The 19,568-nt window shown below is 53.5% G+C and carries 19 protein-coding genes; 17 read left to right on the top strand and 2 right to left on the bottom strand.

Annotated elements, in window-relative coordinates; translation table 11 throughout:
• Position 1: 1 nt before the first annotated feature.
• The 7 genes from atpE (at position 2) to HHI26_RS19365 (ending at position 5,743) form a co-directional block, all read left to right on the top strand.
• Positions 2 to 241, top strand: coding sequence for a F0F1 ATP synthase subunit C (gene atpE, locus HHI26_RS19395; protein ID WP_003849523.1), 240 nt, complete (start codon positions 2 to 4; stop codon positions 239 to 241).
• Between the two features lie 100 nt (positions 242 to 341).
• A complete protein-coding gene (gene atpF, locus HHI26_RS19390; protein ID WP_062744106.1) occupies positions 342 to 812 on the top strand; it encodes a F0F1 ATP synthase subunit B in 471 nt (156 codons plus the stop codon).
• 11 nt (positions 813 to 823) lie between these two features.
• The gene (gene atpH / locus HHI26_RS19385; RefSeq protein WP_133844854.1) at positions 824 to 1,357 is read left to right on the top strand and encodes a F0F1 ATP synthase subunit delta; all 534 of its coding nucleotides are present in this window, start codon (positions 824 to 826) and stop codon (positions 1,355 to 1,357) included.
• Positions 1,358 to 1,371: 14 nt separating this feature from the next.
• On the top strand, positions 1,372 to 2,913 hold the full coding sequence (gene atpA, locus HHI26_RS19380; RefSeq protein ID WP_133844851.1) for a F0F1 ATP synthase subunit alpha: 1,542 nt from the start codon (positions 1,372 to 1,374) through the stop codon (positions 2,911 to 2,913).
• Positions 2,914 to 2,967: 54 nt separating this feature from the next.
• Positions 2,968 to 3,837, top strand: a complete 870-nt coding sequence (atpG, locus tag HHI26_RS19375; protein ID WP_133844849.1) for a F0F1 ATP synthase subunit gamma — start codon at positions 2,968 to 2,970, stop codon at positions 3,835 to 3,837.
• Positions 3,838 to 3,872: 35 nt separating this feature from the next.
• Entirely contained in the window at positions 3,873 to 5,255 is a 1,383-nt protein-coding gene (atpD, locus tag HHI26_RS19370) for a F0F1 ATP synthase subunit beta (RefSeq protein WP_133844847.1), read from the top strand.
• A 68-nt stretch (positions 5,256 to 5,323) separates the two neighbouring features.
• Positions 5,324 to 5,743, top strand: coding sequence for a F0F1 ATP synthase subunit epsilon (locus HHI26_RS19365; protein WP_133844845.1), 420 nt, complete (start codon positions 5,324 to 5,326; stop codon positions 5,741 to 5,743).
• An 84-nt stretch (positions 5,744 to 5,827) separates the two neighbouring features.
• Here the strand turns inward: HHI26_RS19365 and HHI26_RS19360 are convergent, their stop codons facing one another.
• Positions 5,828 to 6,205, bottom strand: coding sequence for a T6SS amidase immunity protein Tai4 family protein (locus HHI26_RS19360; RefSeq protein ID WP_171149541.1), 378 nt, complete (start codon positions 6,203 to 6,205; stop codon positions 5,828 to 5,830).
• 393 nt (positions 6,206 to 6,598) lie between these two features.
• Between HHI26_RS19360 and glmU the strand changes: the two genes are divergently transcribed.
• From glmU to HHI26_RS19345, 3 genes are all read left to right on the top strand, one after another.
• On the top strand, positions 6,599 to 7,969 hold the full coding sequence (gene glmU / locus HHI26_RS19355) for a bifunctional UDP-N-acetylglucosamine diphosphorylase/glucosamine-1-phosphate N-acetyltransferase GlmU (protein WP_133844841.1): 1,371 nt from the start codon (positions 6,599 to 6,601) through the stop codon (positions 7,967 to 7,969).
• Between the two features lie 172 nt (positions 7,970 to 8,141).
• The gene (gene glmS, locus HHI26_RS19350; protein WP_133844839.1) at positions 8,142 to 9,974 is read left to right on the top strand and encodes a glutamine--fructose-6-phosphate transaminase (isomerizing); all 1,833 of its coding nucleotides are present in this window, start codon (positions 8,142 to 8,144) and stop codon (positions 9,972 to 9,974) included.
• A 146-nt stretch (positions 9,975 to 10,120) separates the two neighbouring features.
• Positions 10,121 to 11,461: a serine hydrolase gene (locus tag HHI26_RS19345; protein ID WP_133844837.1), complete on the top strand. Its 1,341-nt coding sequence runs from the start codon at positions 10,121 to 10,123 to the stop codon at positions 11,459 to 11,461.
• Here HHI26_RS19345 and HHI26_RS19340 read toward each other — a convergent pair.
• Positions 11,403 to 12,344 (bottom strand): LysR family transcriptional regulator, encoded by a 942-nt coding sequence (locus tag HHI26_RS19340; RefSeq protein WP_205945580.1) that lies wholly within the window; start codon positions 12,342 to 12,344, stop codon positions 11,403 to 11,405. The genes HHI26_RS19345 and HHI26_RS19340 overlap by 59 nt on opposite strands.
• A gap of 95 nt (positions 12,345 to 12,439) precedes the next feature.
• Here HHI26_RS19340 and HHI26_RS19335 point away from each other — a divergent pair, with 95 nt between their 5' ends.
• The 7 genes from HHI26_RS19335 to HHI26_RS19305 all read left to right on the top strand — a co-directional run bounded on the left by HHI26_RS19335 (position 12,440) and on the right by HHI26_RS19305 (position 19,403).
• Entirely contained in the window at positions 12,440 to 13,333 is an 894-nt protein-coding gene (locus HHI26_RS19335; protein WP_197931243.1) for an EamA family transporter, read from the top strand.
• A gap of 151 nt (positions 13,334 to 13,484) precedes the next feature.
• On the top strand, positions 13,485 to 14,525 hold the full coding sequence (gene pstS / locus HHI26_RS19330; protein ID WP_133844836.1) for a phosphate ABC transporter substrate-binding protein PstS: 1,041 nt from the start codon (positions 13,485 to 13,487) through the stop codon (positions 14,523 to 14,525).
• Between the two features lie 98 nt (positions 14,526 to 14,623).
• Positions 14,624 to 15,586 (top strand): phosphate ABC transporter permease PstC, encoded by a 963-nt coding sequence (gene pstC, locus HHI26_RS19325; protein ID WP_133844835.1) that lies wholly within the window; start codon positions 14,624 to 14,626, stop codon positions 15,584 to 15,586.
• Complete coding sequence (gene pstA / locus HHI26_RS19320) at positions 15,583 to 16,470, top strand: phosphate ABC transporter permease PstA (protein WP_133844834.1); 888 nt, start codon at positions 15,583 to 15,585, stop codon at positions 16,468 to 16,470. Before pstC ends, pstA begins: the two co-directional genes overlap by 4 nt.
• Positions 16,471 to 16,513: 43 nt before the next feature.
• Complete coding sequence (pstB, locus tag HHI26_RS19315) at positions 16,514 to 17,284, top strand: phosphate ABC transporter ATP-binding protein PstB (protein WP_133844833.1); 771 nt, start codon at positions 16,514 to 16,516, stop codon at positions 17,282 to 17,284.
• 17 nt (positions 17,285 to 17,301) lie between these two features.
• Positions 17,302 to 18,039 (top strand): phosphate signaling complex protein PhoU, encoded by a 738-nt coding sequence (gene phoU / locus HHI26_RS19310; protein WP_133844830.1) that lies wholly within the window; start codon positions 17,302 to 17,304, stop codon positions 18,037 to 18,039.
• A gap of 125 nt (positions 18,040 to 18,164) precedes the next feature.
• Positions 18,165 to 19,403 (top strand): MFS transporter, encoded by a 1,239-nt coding sequence (locus HHI26_RS19305; protein WP_133844828.1) that lies wholly within the window; start codon positions 18,165 to 18,167, stop codon positions 19,401 to 19,403.
• Positions 19,404 to 19,568: the final 165 nt, after the last annotated feature.

Here is a 19,568-nt window from a genome sequence, read left to right as displayed (position 1 = left end):
CATGGAAAACCTGAATATGGATCTGCTGTACATGGCTGCCGCTGTGATGATGGGCCTGGCGGCAATCGGTGCTGCGATCGGTATCGGCATCCTCGGAGGCAAATTCCTGGAAGGCGCCGCACGCCAACCGGATCTGATTCCTCTGCTGCGTACGCAGTTCTTTGTTGTAATGGGTCTGGTGGATGCAATCCCGATGATCGCTGTTGGTCTGGGTCTGTACGTGATGTTTGCTGTCGCGTAAAACCGTTTGTTCATCGCCGTACTCACGTATAGCGATGAACGGATTCTGCCGCTGTCATCACAGCGGCAGAAAACGTTAACTTAACAAGAGGCATTGTGCTGTGAACATTAACGCAACAATCCTCGGCCAGGCTATCGCGTTCATCCTGTTCGTAGCGTTCTGCATGAAGTACGTATGGCCGCCGCTTATGGCCGCTATCGAAAAGCGCCAGAAAGAAGTTGCTGAAGGCCTTGCTTCCGCTGAACGTGCCAAGAAAGATCTGGATCTCGCGCAGGCTAATGCGACCGATCAGTTGAAAAAAGCGAAAGAAGACGCTCAGGTAATCATCGAGCAGGCGAACAAACGCCGCGCTCAGATCCTGGACGAAGCTAAAGCTGAGGCTGAACAGGAACGTAGCAAGATCGTCACTCAGGCGCAGGCAGAAATTGATGCCGAACGCAAACGTGCACGTGAAGAGCTGCGCAAGCAGGTCGCGATGCTGGCTGTTGCCGGCGCCGAGAAAATCATTGAACGTTCCGTGGATGAAGCTGCTAACAGCGACATCGTTGATAAACTGGTCGCTGAACTGTAAGGGAGGGGCTGATGTCTGAATTTACTACCGTAGCTCGCCCCTACGCTAAAGCCGCTTTTGACTTTGCGGTTGAACATCAAAGTATCGATCGCTGGCAGCAGATGCTAGCGTTTGCCGCCGAAGTGGCTGGCAATGAACAGGTATCAGAACTTCTTTCCGGCGCTCTGGCGCCGGAAGCGTTGTCTGGCGCGTTCATCGCAATCTGTGGTGACCAACTCGACGAAGCCGGTCAAAACCTGATTAAGGTGATGGCTGAAAACAAACGTTTGCCTGCGCTTGCCGCTGTTCTGGAACAGTTCATCCAACTGCGTGCCGCACATGATGCGACCGCCGAGGTTGAAGTTATCTCTTCCACAACATTGAGCGATGAACAGCTGACCAAAATCAGCAGCGCGATGGAAAAACGTCTGTCACGCAAAGTTAAGCTGAATTGCAAAATTGATAAGTCTGTAATGGCAGGCGTAATCATCCGAGCGGGTGATATGGTCATTGACGGAAGCGTACGCGGTCGTCTTGAACGCCTCGCAGACGTCTTGCAGTCTTAAGGGGACTGGAGCATATGCAACTGAATTCCACCGAAATCAGCGAACTGATCAAGCAGCGCATTGCTCAGTTCAATGTAGTGAGCGAAGCTCACAACGAAGGTACTATTGTTTCTGTAAGTGACGGTATCATCCGCGTCAACGGCCTGGCCGATGTGATGCAGGGTGAGATGATTGCCCTGCCGGGTAACCGTTACGCAATCGCACTGAACCTGGAGCGTGACTCTGTTGGTGCAGTTGTGATGGGCCCATACGCTGACCTCGCCGAAGGCATGAAGGTGAAGTGTACTGGCCGTATCCTGGAAGTGCCGGTTGGCCGTGGTCTGTTAGGCCGCGTGGTGAACACCCTGGGTGCACCTATTGACGGTAAAGGCGCTATCGACAACGACGGTTTCTCACCGATCGAAGTGATTGCACCTGGTGTTATCGATCGTCAGTCCGTTGACCAGCCTGTACAGACCGGTTACAAATCTGTCGATGCAATGATTCCAATCGGCCGTGGCCAGCGTGAGCTGATCATCGGTGACCGTCAGACCGGTAAAACCGCGATGGCGATCGATGCGATCATCAACCAGCGCGATTCAGGCATCAAATGTGTGTACGTTGCTATCGGCCAGAAAGCCTCTACCATCGCTAACGTGGTACGCAAACTGGAAGAACACAACGCGCTGGCTAACACCATCGTTGTTGTTGCGACTGCCTCTGAGTCTGCTGCTCTGCAATACCTGGCTCCGTATGCCGGTTGCGCCATGGGCGAATACTTCCGTGACCGCGGCGAAGACGCTCTGATCGTATACGATGACCTGTCTAAACAGGCTGTTGCTTACCGTCAGGTTTCTCTGTTGCTGCGCCGTCCACCAGGTCGTGAAGCCTTCCCTGGCGACGTGTTCTACCTCCACTCCCGTCTGCTGGAGCGTGCTTCCCGTGTGAGCGCCGACTATGTTGAGCGTTTCACCAATGGTGAAGTGAAAGGTAAAACCGGCTCACTGACCGCGCTGCCAATCATCGAAACCCAGGCGGGTGACGTTTCTGCGTTCGTTCCAACCAACGTAATCTCGATTACTGATGGTCAGATCTTCCTGGAAACTAACCTGTTTAACTCCGGTATTCGTCCGGCAGTTAACCCGGGTATCTCCGTTTCTCGTGTTGGTGGTGCTGCTCAGACCAAGATCATCAAGAAACTGTCCGGTGGTATTCGTACCGCTCTGGCACAGTATCGTGAACTGGCTGCGTTCTCTCAGTTCGCATCCGATCTGGATGAAGCAACCCGCAAACAGCTGAGTCACGGTCAGAAAGTGACCGAGCTGCTGAAGCAGAAACAGTATGCGCCGATGTCAGTAGCGCAGCAGGGTCTGGTTCTGTTTGCTGCCGAGCGCGGCTTCCTGAATGACGTCGAACTGGCGAAAATCGGTAGCTTCGAAGCAGCACTGCTGGCATTTGCTGATCGCGATCACGCAGAGCTGATGGCTGATATCAACCAGTCTGGTAACTATAACGGCGAAATCGAAGAGAAGCTGAAAGGCCTCCTCGAAACGTTTAAAGCAACCCAGTCCTGGTAATGTCTGGCGGCTTGTCCCTTAGGGGGCAGGCCGCAAGGCTTTGAGGAGAAGCTTATGGCCGGCGCAAAAGAGATACGTAGTAAGATCGGCAGCGTGCAAAACACGCAGAAGATCACCAAAGCGATGGAAATGGTCGCCGCCTCCAAAATGCGTAAATCGCAAGAACGCATGGCGGCCAGCCGTCCTTATGCAGAGACCATGCGCAAAGTGATTGGTCACATTGCGTTAGGTAATCTGGAATACAAGCACCCTTACCTGGAAGAGCGCGACGTTAAACGCGTTGGCTATCTGGTCGTATCTACCGACCGCGGGCTTTGTGGTGGTTTGAACATTAACCTGTTCAAAAAAGTGCTGGCAGATATGAAGGCCTGGTCTGATAAAGGCGTCGAGAGCGATCTGGCGGTTATCGGTTCTAAAGGTCAGTCATTCTTCGGTTCTGTTGGCGGCAACGTGGTTGCTCAGGTAAGCGGAATGGGTGATAAACCTGCGCTGTCCGACCTGATTGGCCCGGTCAAAGTGATGCTGCAAGCATACGATGAAGGCCGTCTCGACAAGCTGTTTATTGTCAGCAACAAATTTATCAACACCATGTCTCAGTCTCCACAGATCGTACAGCTGCTGCCGTTACCGCCAGCAGATGATGCGGAAGGCGTTGTGAAGAAGAGTACCTGGGACTATCTGTATGAACCCGATCCGAAAGCGCTGCTGGATACATTACTGCGTCGCTACGTCGAGTCTCAGGTTTACCAGGGTGTTGTTGAAAACCTGGCCAGCGAGCAGGCCGCGCGAATGGTGGCGATGAAAGCCGCGACCGATAACGGCGGAAACCTGATCAAAGAGCTTCAGTTGGTATACAACAAAGCTCGTCAGGCCAGCATCACCCAGGAACTTACCGAAATTGTCGGTGGGGCCTCCGCGGTTTAACCAGGTATACGCAGAATTTAGGTAGAGGATTCAAGATGGCTACTGGAAAGATTGTCCAGGTAATCGGCGCCGTAGTTGACGTCGAATTCCCTCAGGACGCAGTACCACAAGTGTACAGCGCCCTTGAGGTTAAAAATGGTGATGCTCGTCTGGTGCTGGAAGTTCAGCAGCAGTTGGGCGGCGGTGTGGTTCGTACCATCGCAATGGGTTCTTCCGACGGCCTGAAACGTGGCCTGGAAGCGGTTGACCTTCAGCACCCAATTGAAGTCCCTGTCGGTGTGGCAACACTCGGCCGTATCATGAACGTGCTGGGTGAGCCAATCGATATGAAAGGCGACATCGGCGAAGAAGAGCGTTGGGCAATTCACCGCGCTGCACCTTCTTACGAAGATCAGTCTAACTCGCAGGAACTGCTGGAAACCGGCATCAAGGTTATCGACCTGATGTGTCCGTTCGCTAAGGGCGGTAAAGTTGGTCTGTTCGGTGGTGCGGGTGTAGGTAAAACCGTAAACATGATGGAACTGATCCGTAACATCGCGGCAGAACACTCAGGTTTCTCGGTATTTGCTGGCGTGGGTGAGCGTACTCGTGAGGGTAACGACTTCTACCACGAAATGACCGACTCTAACGTTATCGATAAAGTTTCCCTGGTCTATGGCCAGATGAACGAGCCACCAGGAAACCGTCTGCGCGTCGCGCTGACTGGCCTGACTATGGCTGAAAAGTTCCGTGACGAAGGTCGTGACGTTCTGCTGTTCATCGATAACATCTACCGTTACACCCTGGCCGGTACTGAAGTATCAGCACTGCTGGGTCGTATGCCTTCTGCGGTAGGTTATCAGCCAACGCTGGCGGAAGAGATGGGCGTTCTGCAGGAACGTATCACCTCGACCAAAACCGGTTCAATCACGTCTGTACAGGCCGTTTACGTTCCTGCGGATGACTTGACTGACCCGTCTCCAGCCACCACCTTTGCTCACTTAGATGCAACCGTGGTACTGAGCCGTCAGATCGCTTCCCTGGGTATCTACCCGGCGGTTGACCCACTGGATTCAACCAGCCGTCAGCTGGATCCACTGGTTGTTGGTCAGGAACACTATGACACTGCGCGTGGCGTTCAGTCACTGCTGCAGCGTTATCAGGAACTGAAAGACATCATCGCCATCCTGGGTATGGATGAACTGTCTGAAGAAGACAAACTGGTGGTAGCACGCTCTCGTAAGATGCAGCGTTTCCTGTCCCAGCCGTTCTTCGTGGCAGAAGTATTCACCGGTTCCCCGGGTAAATACGTGTCTCTGAAAGATACCATCCGTGGCTTTAAAGGCATCATGGAAGGTGAATTCGACCATATGCCAGAGCAGGCTTTCTACATGGTCGGTTCTATCGAAGAAGCCGTGGAAAAAGCGAAGAAACTGTAATCGTCTCCCCCGACTATTTCGGCACGTTGTCTGAAGTATGAAGGGGAAAGTTTCCCAGGAGATTAACAATGGCTATGACATTTCACCTGGACGTTGTCAGCGCAGAACTGCAAATGTTCACAGGCACTGTACAGAGCATCCAGGTATCAGGTAGCGAAGGTGAGTTGGGTATTCGCCCAAACCACGCCCCGCTTCTGACCGCCATTAAGCCTGGTATGATTCGCATCGTTAAACAGCACGGCGACGAAGAGGTTATTTACCTTTCTGGTGGCGTACTGGAAGTGCAGCCGGGTGCGGTTACCGTACTGGCTGACACAGCGATCCGCGGCAGCGATCTTGATGAAGCTCGCGCGCTGGAAGCGAAACGCAAAGCTGAAGAGCATATGAACAGCTCTCACGGTGATGTTGACTTCGCGATGGCGTCTGCGGAACTGGCTAAAGCGATCGCCAAACTGCGCGTGATCGAGTTGACCAAAAAAGCGATGTAATTCAGGTTTAAACATCAAAAAGCCGGTCAGGAAACTGACCGGCTTTTTTTATTGTGTAACCCAGGTTGATCCACAGAATCGACGCTAAGGGGTAGGGTTATCTGTTGCTGAATGCGCATATTTATTCTTAATGGCCATCAGCTCATTGCTTCGGGATAAATCAATACACTTCATCACGATAAGCTCTGAATGTCCCTCTTTGCTCACATACTTCTTTTTGAGAAATTGATGAACAAGATCGGTGGCTTCTTCATAAGCTTCAGCGGGATAGGAACCCAGTTCAACATAAGCCCCCACCGCAGCCAGCGCATCTTCTTTTACGCTCTTGTCAGAAAAGCCCTGCGCCAGACACTGACTTAAAGCAAAATTTTCTAAATTATCTTTTTCTACGTCGCGTTGATTGCCTTGGGAAATAGCAGGAAAAGAGAGTAATAACAGGAGTCCTGTTACTTTAAAATTCATCACTGTACTCCGTTGAGTTCGGGGGAACTTATACCCATTGAGTCCTGAGAGTATTCTAAACAGCGTTTCCAGATACAGAGTCGATTCCATGAAAACGAGCACGATGTCCCTTCTCTGGGCCCTTTTAATCACTCCCGGGCTGAGTCGTCGCGGGATGCGCTCTTCGTTCGCTTGGTGAAATAAGCGATAAACCAGTGGCATAGCAATTTTTGCACGCTAAACTGGGCATAAATCGATAGATTTACCCTGTCAGCCGCGCTTTATGATGCGATAAAGGGTGGAAATCATCTGCGAATCGAGACTTTTCGGACGGTACGTTTTTTACTGCAAAATATGTAGAATTTTCAAGGATAAATCGATTTACTTCTCTCACTAAACAGATTCAGGACGCGTATGTCAAACAGTGCTATGAGCGTGGTGATCCTTGCCGCTGGTAAAGGAACCCGAATGTACTCCGATCTCCCGAAGGTTCTGCATACCCTCGCCGGGAAACCGATGGTCAAACATGTTATTGATGCAGCGAATCATTTGGGCGCTCAGCATGTGCATCTGGTTTACGGTCACGGCGGAGAGCTGCTTAAACAAACGCTGACTGACAGCTCGCTCAACTGGGTGTTGCAGGCGGAACAGCTGGGAACGGGCCATGCTATGCAGCAGGCCTCCCCTCACTTCGCCGATGACGAAGACATTTTGATGCTGTATGGCGATGTGCCACTGATCTCCGTGGACACGCTACGCCAGCTTCAGGTGGCAAAGCCCGCTGGCGGCATTGGCCTGCTGACCGTCATTCTGGATAACCCAACCGGTTACGGACGTATTATCCGTGAAGCGGGTCAGGTGGTCGGCATTATCGAACAGAAAGATGCTGCGCCTGAACAATTGCTGATTAACGAAATCAACACCGGCATTTTGCTGGCTAACGGCGCCGATCTTAAGCGCTGGCTGAGCAAGCTGGACAATAACAACGCGCAGGGCGAATACTACATTACCGACATTATCGCCCTGGCCCATCAGGAAGGCCGTCAGATCGCGGCGGTGCATCCGGCAAGAACCACGGAAACCGAGGGCGTCAATAATCGTCTGCAACTGGCAACGCTGGAGCGGGTGTATCAGGCTGAGCAGGCTGAAAAACTGCTGCTGGCGGGGGTGATGTTGCTCGACCCGGCGCGTTTCGATCTGCGGGGTGAACTGATACACGGCCGTGATGTGGTGATTGATACCAATGTGATCATCGAAGGCAAGGTCACGTTGGGTCACCGGGTGAAAATCGGTAGCGGCTGTGTGATTAAAAACAGCGTGATTGCTGATGACAGCGTTATCAGCCCGTACAGCGTGATTGAAGATGCGCAGCTGGAATCAGGCTGTACTGTCGGGCCATTCGCGCGTCTGCGTCCGGGCACTGAGCTGGCTGAAGGGGCGCATGTGGGCAACTTCGTCGAGATGAAAAAAGCGCGCCTGGGTAAAGGCTCTAAAGCGGGCCATCTGAGTTATCTCGGTGATGCGGAAATCGGTGCTAATGTGAATATTGGCGCAGGCACCATTACCTGCAACTACGATGGCGTCAATAAATCGAAAACGATCATCGGTGATGATGTGTTTGTCGGTTCAGATACCCAGCTGATCGCACCGGTAACGGTAGCTGCGGGTGCCACCATCGCAGCCGGAACCACCATTATGAAAAACGTTCCGGCAGCAGGCCTGGTGTATAACCGTAAAGAACAGCAGTTGAAGGCAAGCTGGCAGCGCCCGGAAAAGAAAAAGTAAGCCCATTTTATGAAGGGGTGAGGCATGCCTCACCCTCTGTTTTTGTTGTAAATGCAGTCAATACAAAAATAATCCCCACTCTCTACAAGGCTCGGGGAACCCGAATATACGGGAACAATCAGGTCAGAAGACAACGCTGATGGCTTACCGCCATCATGTCAGGAAAATAATTATGTGTGGAATTGTTGGTGCTGTAGCGCAGCGTGATATTGCAGAAATCCTGCTTGAAGGGCTGCGTCGTCTGGAATACCGGGGCTATGACTCTGCGGGTCTGGCCGTTGTTGATCAACAGGGTAACGCCACCCGACTGCGCCGTCTGGGTAAGGTGCAGAACCTGGCTGAAGCAGCAGAAACCACCTCACTGGTAGGGGGAACGGGTATTGCGCACACGCGCTGGGCCACGCATGGCGAACCTTCGGAAGCGAATGCCCATCCGCATATCTCTGAACATATCATCATTGTTCACAACGGCATTATTGAGAATCACGAACCCCTGCGTGAACAACTGATTGCGCGGGGTTATACCTTTGCCTCAGAAACCGATACCGAAGTGGTGGCGCATCTGGTGCACTGGGAGCAGAAACAGGCTGGTGGCTCGCTGCGTGAAGTTGTGCAGCGGGTGATCCCACAGCTGCGCGGTGCCTATGGCATGGTGATTCTGGACAGCCGCGATCCGTCGGTTATTGTGGCTGCCCGTTCCGGTAGCCCGCTGGTGATAGGCCGCGGCGTGGGTGAAAACTTCATTGCTTCCGATCAGCTGGCGCTGTTGCCCGTGACCCGTCGTTTTGTCTACCTGGAAGAGGGCGATATTGCGGAGATCACCCGCCGTGATGTGACCATTTTTGATCGTCAGGGACATCAGGTAAAACGTGCTGAGATCGAATCGAACGCACAGTATGATGCTGGCGACAAAGGGGTTTACCGCCACTACATGCAGAAAGAGATTTACGAGCAACCTGTCGCGATTAAAAACACCCTGAGTGGTCGTTTCAGCCACGGTGAAGTCGATCTCTCCGAGCTGGGTCCGCAAGCTGATACGCTGCTGGCCAACGTTGAGCACATTCAGATCGTTGCCTGCGGCACCTCATACAATTCCGGTATGGTTTCCCGTTACTGGTTTGAGTCGCTGGCCAACGTGCCGTGTGACGTTGAGATTGCGTCTGAATTCCGCTATCGCAAATCGGCAGTACGCAAAAACAGCCTGCTGATCACCCTGTCTCAATCGGGTGAAACGGCGGATACCCTGGCAGCACTGCGCCTGTCGAAAGAGCTGGGTTACCTTGGTTCTCTGGCGATTTGTAACGTTGCCGGTTCATCGCTGGTGCGTGAGTCCGACCTGGCGCTGATGACCAAAGCCGGGACCGAAATCGGCGTAGCGTCGACCAAAGCCTTCACCACTCAGCTAACGGTGCTGCTGATGCTGGTGGCGAAAATCGGTCGTCTGAAAGGCGTTGATCCGCAGGTTGAGCACGATATCGTGCACTCTTTGCAGGCGCTGCCAAGCCGAATTGAACAGATGCTGTCACAGGATGAGCTGATCGCGTCACTGGCGGAAGACTTCTCGGACAAGCATCATGCGCTGTTCCTCGGCCGTGGCGATCAGTATCCGATCGCGATGGAAGGTGCGCTGAAGCTGAAAGAGATCTCCTACATTCATGCTGAAGCTTATGCTGCAGGTGAACTGAAACACGGTCCGTTAGCGCTGATCGATGCCGATATGCCGGTTATTGTGGTGGCACCGAATAATGAATTGCTGGAGAAACTGAAGTCAAATATCGAAGAGGTGCGCGCCCGTGGTGGTCTGCTGTATGTCTTCGCCGATATTGATGCCGGTTTTGCCAACAGTGAAGGCATGCGCATTATTCCATTGCCGCATGTGGAAGAGGTGATTGCGCCTATCTTCTACACCGTGCCGTTACAGCTGCTGTCCTATCACGTGGCGCTGATCAAAGGCACCGATGTGGATCAACCGCGTAACCTGGCAAAATCCGTTACGGTTGAATAAGCCCTGCCCTGCACGCAGGTGAACTCTGCGTGCTGCTCAAGAGTCCGGTATGACTGCTCCGTCAGTCGGCCGGACTTTTTTTGTACAAATTCCCGTTATTCCTTTCCTTACAATGAACGTTCTTAGGTTCTTTTTAAGGGAATAGAATGAAAAAGATGCAAACGGGGTTTTGTCTGATGGCGCTGTGCTTTGGCACCGTATACGAGGCGAATGCCTCATCAGCGAAGGTACCCTGCCCGGTGCCACTGAAAACGTGTCCTGCTCCGCTGGATAAAAACCTGCCAGACGTCAAAAATATGCTTACCTGGACGCCTCAGCAGCGTGTGGTGGGTTTCCGTAACGACTATCGATCCTATCCCGGCGATATTTTCCGCGCCAGCAAAGCAGGCGTACCGCTCCCTGTTGCTCATCGCAATCTCTCTGCCGTGTCCTATGAGTATCAGCAGCATCACTACTCATTGGCAGATTACCTTAAACGCAATAACGTGACAGGCATGATGGTGATTAAAGACGGTAAAAAGGTCTGGGACTATTACGGCCATGGCAACACGAAAACGACGCTATGGACCTCGCGATCTGTCGGTAAATCAGTGGTGTCCACGTTAGTCGGGATCGCACTGAAGCAGGGGAAGATAGCCTCGCTGGATGATGAGACTGTGAAGTACAATCCAGAGGTACGGGGCACTGCCTGGGAACATGTCCCTCTACGCAGTCTGCTGCAGCACACCTCCGGTGTGACCTGGAATGAGGATTACACCAACCCCCAATCTGATTTTGCCAAACTGACCCAGTGTGAAGCAGGAAAAGACACCTATGACTGCGTCAGCAAACTGGTACTCGACCCTCAGCGTAAAGCCTATGCAAAACCGGGTCAGGTCTGGTCCTACTCTTCCGGCGGTGCCTGGGTGCTGGGTGACACGCTGGAGAAAGCGACCGGAGAAACACTGGCCCGCTATCTGCAGGACAACATCTGGCAGCCTTACGGAATGGTGAATGATGGCGTGTGGCACAGCTATCTGCCGGGCAAACATGATGTGGGTGCACACGGCTTTAACGCAACGCTCGAAGACTGGGGCAAGTTTGGTCTGTTCGTGATGAACAATGGCATCCTGCCTGATGGCACGAAAACGCTGCCCGAGGGTTGGGTAAAAGAGGCCAGTACCTGGAATAAAGCCGAAAACTCGGTGACGACCGATTATCCTGACGGACAATTTGGTTACCAGTGGTGGAACATCGGTGTGCCCTTGAGTGCGAAAAACGATGCACCATCAGAAGGATTAACGCGTAATAAGACCCTGTCGGCTGAGGGTATTTTTGGCCAGATGATTGCGATCGACCAGGCGCAGAAACTGGTGATTGTTCAGTGGTCCGCCTGGCCACAGGCAGAACCGGCATCAGATGCCCAGCCGCTCGAAGCCTCTTTGATGTTTAATGCGATTGCGAATGCGCTGTCTGGTGCTTCAGCTTCTCCAGCAAAAAATCGATAAGCACCCGGCATTTAGGGGGAAGATAGCGATTGGGATGATACAAAATCCATGACATCCCGTAATAGGATGTCATGTAGTCCCATTCGGGAAGTACCTGAATAATCTGTCGGTTATCCATGACCTGTTGCGCGGAAAAGCGCGGCAGGCACCCGATGCCCAGATGATGAATGATGCCTTCCAGCCTCGCTTTGCTGTGATTTGAGGCAAAGCGCCCGTGTACCGCAACGCTGATTTGCTCTCCGCTGGCGATATGACGAAACTTCCACTGATTATCCCCGGGCACTTCTCCCAGATAAATACAGCTGTGCTGCGTTAAATCCTGCGGGTGCTGCGGAATACCGTGCTGTTGCAGATACTCTGCGCTGGCACAGAGCACGTGCCTGACAGGAAACAGCGGGCGTGCCGCCAGCCCCGGAGGCGGGGTATCGGTAATGCGGATCGCCAGGTCAACATTGTCATTGATTAAATCCACCATACGATCGGTGAGCATCAGTTGCAGATCCACCTGAGGGTAGCGCTGTAAAAACTCAGCCACGTGCGGGGAGATGAGATCCTTGCCGTAGGCACGCGGTGCACTGATTTTCACCCGCCCCTGCGGGGTGTCACTAATGCGCCCAGCCAGCTCAAACACCGACTCTGCGGACTGCATCATCTCAAAGCAGCGCTCCCAGGCGACGGTTCCGGCTTCTGTCAGGCGCAGCCTGCGTGTCGTCCTTTCCAGCAGTTTCACCCCCAGGGCATTTTCCAGGCTGGCGATCTGACGGCTGACCGAAGACGCGGTGCTGCCCAGCTTTTCTGCGGCCGCCGAGAAGCTGCCGAGTTCCACCACTTTCACGAACACTGCCATATACGGCAGCAGACCCATATATTGATTTGTTCTCATAGCGCACAAGTCTTGTTTACCCGTACGGATTATTCCGTCTGGAGAAAAACATCATAATCGCAGTTGGGTTTATCGCCAACGTCAGGGGAATGCAGGTGGAGAAACAACAGCGTTACGCAGAGTGGATGTTACTGGCTGTCGCCGTGGTCTGGGGAACCAGCTACGGCATGGCAAAACAGGCCGTTCTTTTCTATCCGGTCGTGGGTTTTCTGTTTATTCGTTTTTTGCTGACCTTCGTTCTGCTCTTACCCACGTTAAGGCTCTGCTGGCGCCAGGCGCTGCCCCCGGGGTTGATACTGGGTTCGGTGTTGTTGGCTATTTTCCTGTGTGAAACTTATGGGGTGGCGTTGACCTCTGCCAGTAATGCGGCATTTCTGATCAGCCTGTGCGTGGTGCTGACGCCGTTTGTTGAATGGCTGATGTTCCGTCAGCGGCCCGAAATCAGCGTGTTTATCGCCGCCGCCGTCTCTCTTTGCGGTGCCATGCTGCTGGTGGGCGGTACGCAGATTGCGATGAACAGGGGCGATCTGCTGGTGTTGGGCGCTGCGCTGCTGCGCGCGTTGATGGTGTGTCTGACGAAAAAAATGACCCAGCATCGCAATGTGCCCGCACTGGCGCTGACGGCGGTACAAACCGGGGTGGTCGCCAGCGGTTCGCTGGTAGTGTTACTGGCGACAGAGCATGGGATACCGGCCCTGCCTGAGAGTACGCTGTTCTGGGGCCCGACGCTTTACCTGGTGTTGTTCTGCACGCTGTTTGCTTTCTTCGCGCAGAACTACGCGGTGAAACGTACCTCACCGACGCGTGCCTCACTATTAATGGGGTCTGAGCCGCTCTTTGGTGCCCTGTTTGCCGTGCTCTGGTTGCAGGAGTCGCTGACGCCAGCGGCATGGCTGGGCGGGTTGCTGATTGTTGCTGCATCGCTGTGGGCCACGCGCCCGGTTAAACGTAACCCGGGACTGAGCGCGGTAATGGAAAAAACCGACTGACGTCAGCCTTCATGATTAGAGTGGCTTGTCACAAAAGTGTCATATTTCGTACATTTTACTGTCACCAAACTGTCCTATTTTGCCTCCAGCAGCAATCATTAATTAGACAAACACGGCAACTGGCCTGACTTTTTAATCCCGTGGAGGGAACATGACACTGATGCACAAAACCCTGGCTCAATTCGTCGCAGTAACCCTTTCTCTGAGCGCCGTTACCGCAATGGCCGCGACCAACCTGACCGGTGCTGGCGGGACATTCCCGGCACCTGTGTATAACAAGTGGGCAGCAGAGTACAACACCGCGACGGGCAGCCAGGTTAACTATCAGGGTATCGGTTCATCCGGCGGCGTTAAGCAGATTATCGCTAAAACCGTAGACTTCGGTGCATCAGATGCGCCGATGAAAGACGAAGATTTAGAAAAAAATGGCCTGTTCCAGTTTCCGACAGTTATTGGCGGGGTGGTACTGGCGGTTAATATTCCTGGTATCAAATCTGGACAGCTGACGCTGGATGGCAAAACCGTGGGTGATATCTACCTCGGTACCATCAAAAAGTGGAACGACCCGGCCATCACCAAGCTGAACCCGGGCGTGAAACTGCCTGATTCCAACATCAACGTGGTACGCCGCGCTGACGGTTCGGGTACCTCATTCGTGTTCACCAGTTACCTGTCTAAAGTGAACAGCGACTGGAGCAGCAAAGTCGGTAAAGGCAGCACCGTTAACTGGCCAACCGGTCTGGGCGGCAAGGGTAACGACGGCGTGGCTGCATTCGTACAGCGTCTGCCAGGGTCTATCGGCTACGTTGAGTACGCCTACGCGAAACAGAACAGCCTGGCTTACACCAAGCTGGTGGATGCGGATGGCAAAGCCATTGAACCGGGTGAGAAAAGCTTTAGCGATGCCGCGAAAGGCGCAGACTGGTCCAAATCTTTTGCTCAGGATCTGACCTTCCAGAAAGGCGACAACGCGTGGCCAATCACCTCTACCACCTTTATCCTGGTGCACAAAGAGCAGGCTAATGCTGAGAAAGGCGCCGCCGTACTGAAGTTCTTCGACTGGGCTTATAAAAACGGCAGCAAAACCACGGCTGGCCTGGACTACGCATCACTGCCAGATTCTGTGATTGAGCAGATTCGTAGCGCCTGGAAAACCAACGTGAAAGACAGCTCCGGCAAAGCACTGTACTAAGCGATTGCAGTAAGCACCACGATGCGTGGTGCTTATGCCCCCATGGGCCAGGCTTGCCTGGCCCGATACGTATCAGCAGTATCAGACTCGAGAATTCTATGGCTGCAACCAAGCCGGCATTCAAGGCTCCCGGAAAACAGGGTGACATCATCTTCAGCGCGCTGGTTAAACTGGCTGCGTTGATTGTGCTGTTGCTGCTCGGTGGCATTATCGTTTCCCTGATTATCTCTTCATGGCCGAGTATCCAGAAGTTTGGTTTCTCGTTCCTGTGGAATAAAGAGTGGGATGCGCCTAACGAACAGTTTGGTGCGCTGGTGCCGATTTACGGTACCGTCGTCACCTCCATTATTGCCCTGCTTATCGCTGTCCCGGTAAGTTTCGGCATTGCCTTGTTCCTGACCGAACTGGCCCCTAACTGGCTGCGTCGCCCGCTGGGCGTGGCGATTGAACTGCTGGCGGCTATCCCCAGCATTGTGTATGGCATGTGGGGGCTGTTTATTTTCGCGCCACTGTTTGCCACCTATTTCCAGCAGCCCGTCGGGGACGTACTGGCTAACGTACCGATTGTAGGATCCCTGTTCTCCGGCCCGGCATTTGGTATCGGGATTTTAGCCGCCGGAATTATCCTGGCGATTATGATTATCCCTTATATCGCTTCCGTCATGCGCGACGTGTTCGAGCAGACGCCAGTGATGATGAAAGAGTCCGCGTACGGCATTGGCTGTACCACCTGGGAAGTGATGTGGCGTGTTGTGTTGCCCTTCACCAAAAACGGGGTGATTGGTGGGGTGATGCTGGGCCTGGGGCGCGCACTGGGTGAAACCATGGCGGTGACCTTCATTATCGGTAACACCTACCAACTCGACAGTGCTTCACTGTTTATGCCGGGTAACAGCATCACCTCCGCGCTGGCGAACGAATTTGCTGAAGCGGAATCGGGCGTGCATACCGCCGCGCTGATGGAGCTGGGGCTGATCCTGTTTGTCATCACGTTTATCGTGCTGGCCTGTTCAAAACTGATGATCCTGCGTCTGGCAAAAAGTGAAGGAGCGCGCTCATGACCACGATGGAATTGCAGGCGCGTGACGAACTGCTCGCTTCACGCCGTAAGATGCAGGCGTGGCGCCGGATGAAAAACCGTATTGCCCTCGCCCTGTCGTTGCTGACGATGGCATTCGGTCTGTTCTGGCTGGTGTGGATCCTGTTTTCTACCGTGACTCGCGGTATCGACGGCATGACGCTGTCGCTGTTTACTGAGAATACGCCCCCGCCGAATACGGCGGGAGGAGGCCTGGCAAATGCCCTGGCAGGCAGCGGTCTGTTGATCTTCTGGTCAACCGCTGTGGGGACGCCGCTGGGGATTATGGCGGGGATCTATCTGGCTGAGTATGGCCGTAAGTCCTGGCTGGCCGAAGTGATTCGCTTTATTAACGACATTCTGCTTTCGGCGCCGTCGATTGTGGTCGGTCTGTTTGTGTACACCATCGTGGTGGCGCAGATGCAACACTTCTCCGGCTGGGCCGGGGTGGTGGCGCTGGCACTGTTGCAAATCCCGATCGTGATCCGCACCACCGAAAACATGCTGAGACTGGTACCGGACAGCCTGCGAGAAGCGGCGTATGCGCTGGGGACGCCAAAATGGAAGATGATTTCGGCGATTACCTTGAAAGCCTCCGTTTCCGGCATTCTGACAGGGGTTCTGCTGGCGATTGCCCGCATTGCCGGGGAAACCGCACCCCTGCTGTTTACCTCGCTGTCGAACCAGTTCTGGAGCACCGATATGATGCAGCCACTGGCGAACCTGCCGGTGACCATCTTTAAGTTCGCGATGAGTCCGTTTGCCGAATGGCAGAGTCTGGCCTGGGCGGGCGTGCTGATTATTACGCTGTGTGTACTGTTACTGAACATCCTGGCACGCGTGATCTTCGCCAAGAGCAAACATTAATTGAGCAGCGCGGCGTTAGCGGCGCGGACTAAGTGAGATAAAAATGGTTGATACGACTTCCGCTAAGATGATTCAGGTTCGTGATTTGAACTTCTATTACGGAAAATTCCATGCGCTGAAAAACATCAATCTGGATATTGCTAAAAACCAGGTGACGGCGTTTATCGGCCCATCCGGCTGCGGTAAATCCACGCTGCTGCGTACGTTTAACAAGATGTTTTCGCTCTATCCTGAGCAGCGTGCTGAAGGTGAAATCCTTCTGGATGGCGAAAACATCCTGACCGCCAGCCAGGATATCGCCCTGCTGCGTGCCCGTGTTGGCATGGTATTCCAGAAGCCTACACCGTTCCCGATGTCGATTTATGACAACATCGCTTTCGGTGTGCGTCTGTTTGAAAAGCTGTCACGTGCCGATATGGACGAACGTGTTCAGTGGGCATTGACGAAAGCGGCGCTGTGGACCGAAACCAAAGACAAGCTGCATCAGAGCGGTTACAGTCTTTCCGGCGGTCAGCAGCAGCGTCTGTGCATCGCGCGTGGTATTGCGATTCGCCCGGAAGTGTTACTGCTGGATGAACCTTGCTCGGCCCTGGACCCGATCTCAACCGGGCGCATCGAAGAGCTGATTACGGAACTGAAGCAGGATTACACCGTGGTGATCGTCACCCACAATATGCAGCAGGCAGCACGCTGCTCCGACCACACGGCATTTATGTACCTGGGCGAACTGATCGAGTTCAGTGATACCGATACACTGTTCACCAAGCCGCATCAGAAGCAAACTGAAGATTACATCACCGGCCGCTACGGTTGATTTGACTGGAGAATACAATGGATAGCTTAAATCTGAACAAACATATCTCCGGCCAGTTCAACGCCGAGCTGGAGCATATCCGCACCCAGGTGATGACCATGGGTGGCATGGTCGAGCAGCAGTTGACCGATGCCATCACGGCGATGCACAACCAGGATGGTGAGCTGGCGAACAAGGTGATTGAAGGTGACCACAAGGTCAATATGATGGAGGTGGAGATTGATGAAGCCTGCGTACGCATCATCGCCAAACGTCAACCTACTGCCAGCGACCTGCGTCTGGTAATGGCGATCATCAAAACCATCTCTGAGCTGGAACGTATTGGTGATGTTGCCGAGAAGATCTGCCGTACCGCGCTGGAAAAATTCACCCAGCAGCACCAGCCGCTGCTGGTGAGCCTGGAGTCACTGGGCCATCACACCATTCAGATGCTGCATGACGTACTGGATGCTTTTGCGCGGATGGATCTTACTGCCGCCATTGAAATCTATCGTGAAGACAAGAAGGTTGACCAGGAGTATGAGGGCATCGTGCGCCAGCTGATGACCTATATGATGGAAGATCCGCGCACTATCCCGAGTGTGCTGACGGCCTTGTTCTGCGCGCGTGCCATCGAGCGCATCGGTGACCGCTGCCAGAACATTTGTGAAATTATCTTCTACTTCGTGAAAGGTCAGGATTTCCGTCACGTGGGCGGTGACCAGTTGGATAAACTGCTGACCGGCGATGACACCGGTAGCAATAACCCGTCGTAATCTCTGCTCAGGCGTGCCAACCCCCCGGCATGCCTGACTTCCTTCCCCATCACTTTTTCGTCTGGATACCTTCGTCGCTCATACTTATACTTGCGGCAAATTTCCAATGAAAAGGCCAGAAAATCATGTCAATTTCCCCCCCGGACAAGCGTAGCGTCACGCCGGGCAAAGCGATGGTCGCTGCTGTCAGCGGTTACGCAATGGACGGCTTTGATCTGCTGATCCTCGGTTTTATGTTACCTGCTATCAGCCTGTCGCTGGCATTATCCCCCTCGCAGGCTGGTTCACTGGTCACCTGGACACTGATTGGTGCCGTGCTGGGAGGCATTGTTTTCGGCCATATCAGCGATCGTCTCGGGCGTATTCGTGTACTGACCTTTACCATCCTGATGTTTTCAGTCTTTACCGGGCTGTGCGCAGTGGCGCAGGGATATTGGGATTTACTGGCGTATCGCACCCTTGCGGGTATGGGCCTGGGCGGTGAGTTCGGTATTGGTATGGCGTTGATCGCCGAAGCCTGGCCTGCCAACAAGCGTAACCGTGCTTCAGCGTGGGTGGGCATGGGGTGGCAACTCGGCGTACTGCTGGCGGCATTTATCACGCCGTTGCTGCTGAATGTGATCGGCTGGCGCGGCATGTTCCTCGTTGGCCTGCTGCCCGCCCTGGCCTCGTTTGCCATTCGTCGTGGCATGGGGGAGCCGGAAGCGTTCACCCAGCATGTGGATGTGAATCAGGGGTTGTCGTTCACGGCGCGCATTAAGCTGTTGTTCGTGGATGCGGCTACCACCAAAGCCAGCATCGGCATCTTTATCCTCTGTTCTGTACAGAACTTTGGTTATTACGGTCTGATGATCTGGATGCCGAGTTATCTCTCATCTAACTTTGGTTTTTCGCTGACGAAATCCGGGTTGTGGACGGCGGTCACGGTCGTCGGGATGACCTTCGGTATCTGGTTATTTGGTCTGCTGGCCGATCGCTTCTCCCGCTGGAAAATTTTCCTGCTGTATCAGTTTGGCGCAGTGGTGATGGTGGTGGTTTACGCTCAGTTGCGCGATCCGACGACCATGCTGTTTACCGGGGCACTGATGGGGATGTTTGTGAATGGCATGATTGGCGGTTACGGCGCGCTGATTTCTGACACTTATCCGGTGAAAGTACGTGCTACGGCGCAGAATGTCTTGTTTAACCTGGGGCGTGGTGTGGGTGGATTTGGTCCGCTGGTGATTGGGCTGCTGGTCAGCCAGTGGTCATTTACTGCTGCTATCACCATGCTGGCACTGATCTATCTGCTGGATATTGTCGCCACGTTATTCCTGCTGCCGAAAAAGCAGGGTAACGATGATGCACTGGGCGCGATTGGCTAACTGAGCGGCATCCTGCGCTGGTCCCTTCAGCGCAGGATAATATGAACCTGATTTCTCCCCCCGTTTTCTTCTATTCTTCCTTTTCCCTTTATTATTTTCATAGAAATTTTCTTAAAGTGCTTATTTATTTAAATTTACACTTTAATAGGTGTGTGAATATATCGG

It is taken from the genome of Erwinia sp. JH02, from assembly GCF_013074405.1.
Taxonomy (GTDB): Bacteria; Pseudomonadota; Gammaproteobacteria; order Enterobacterales; family Enterobacteriaceae; genus Erwinia; species Erwinia rhapontici.
This window is presented reverse-complemented; position numbering and strand designations above follow the sequence as displayed.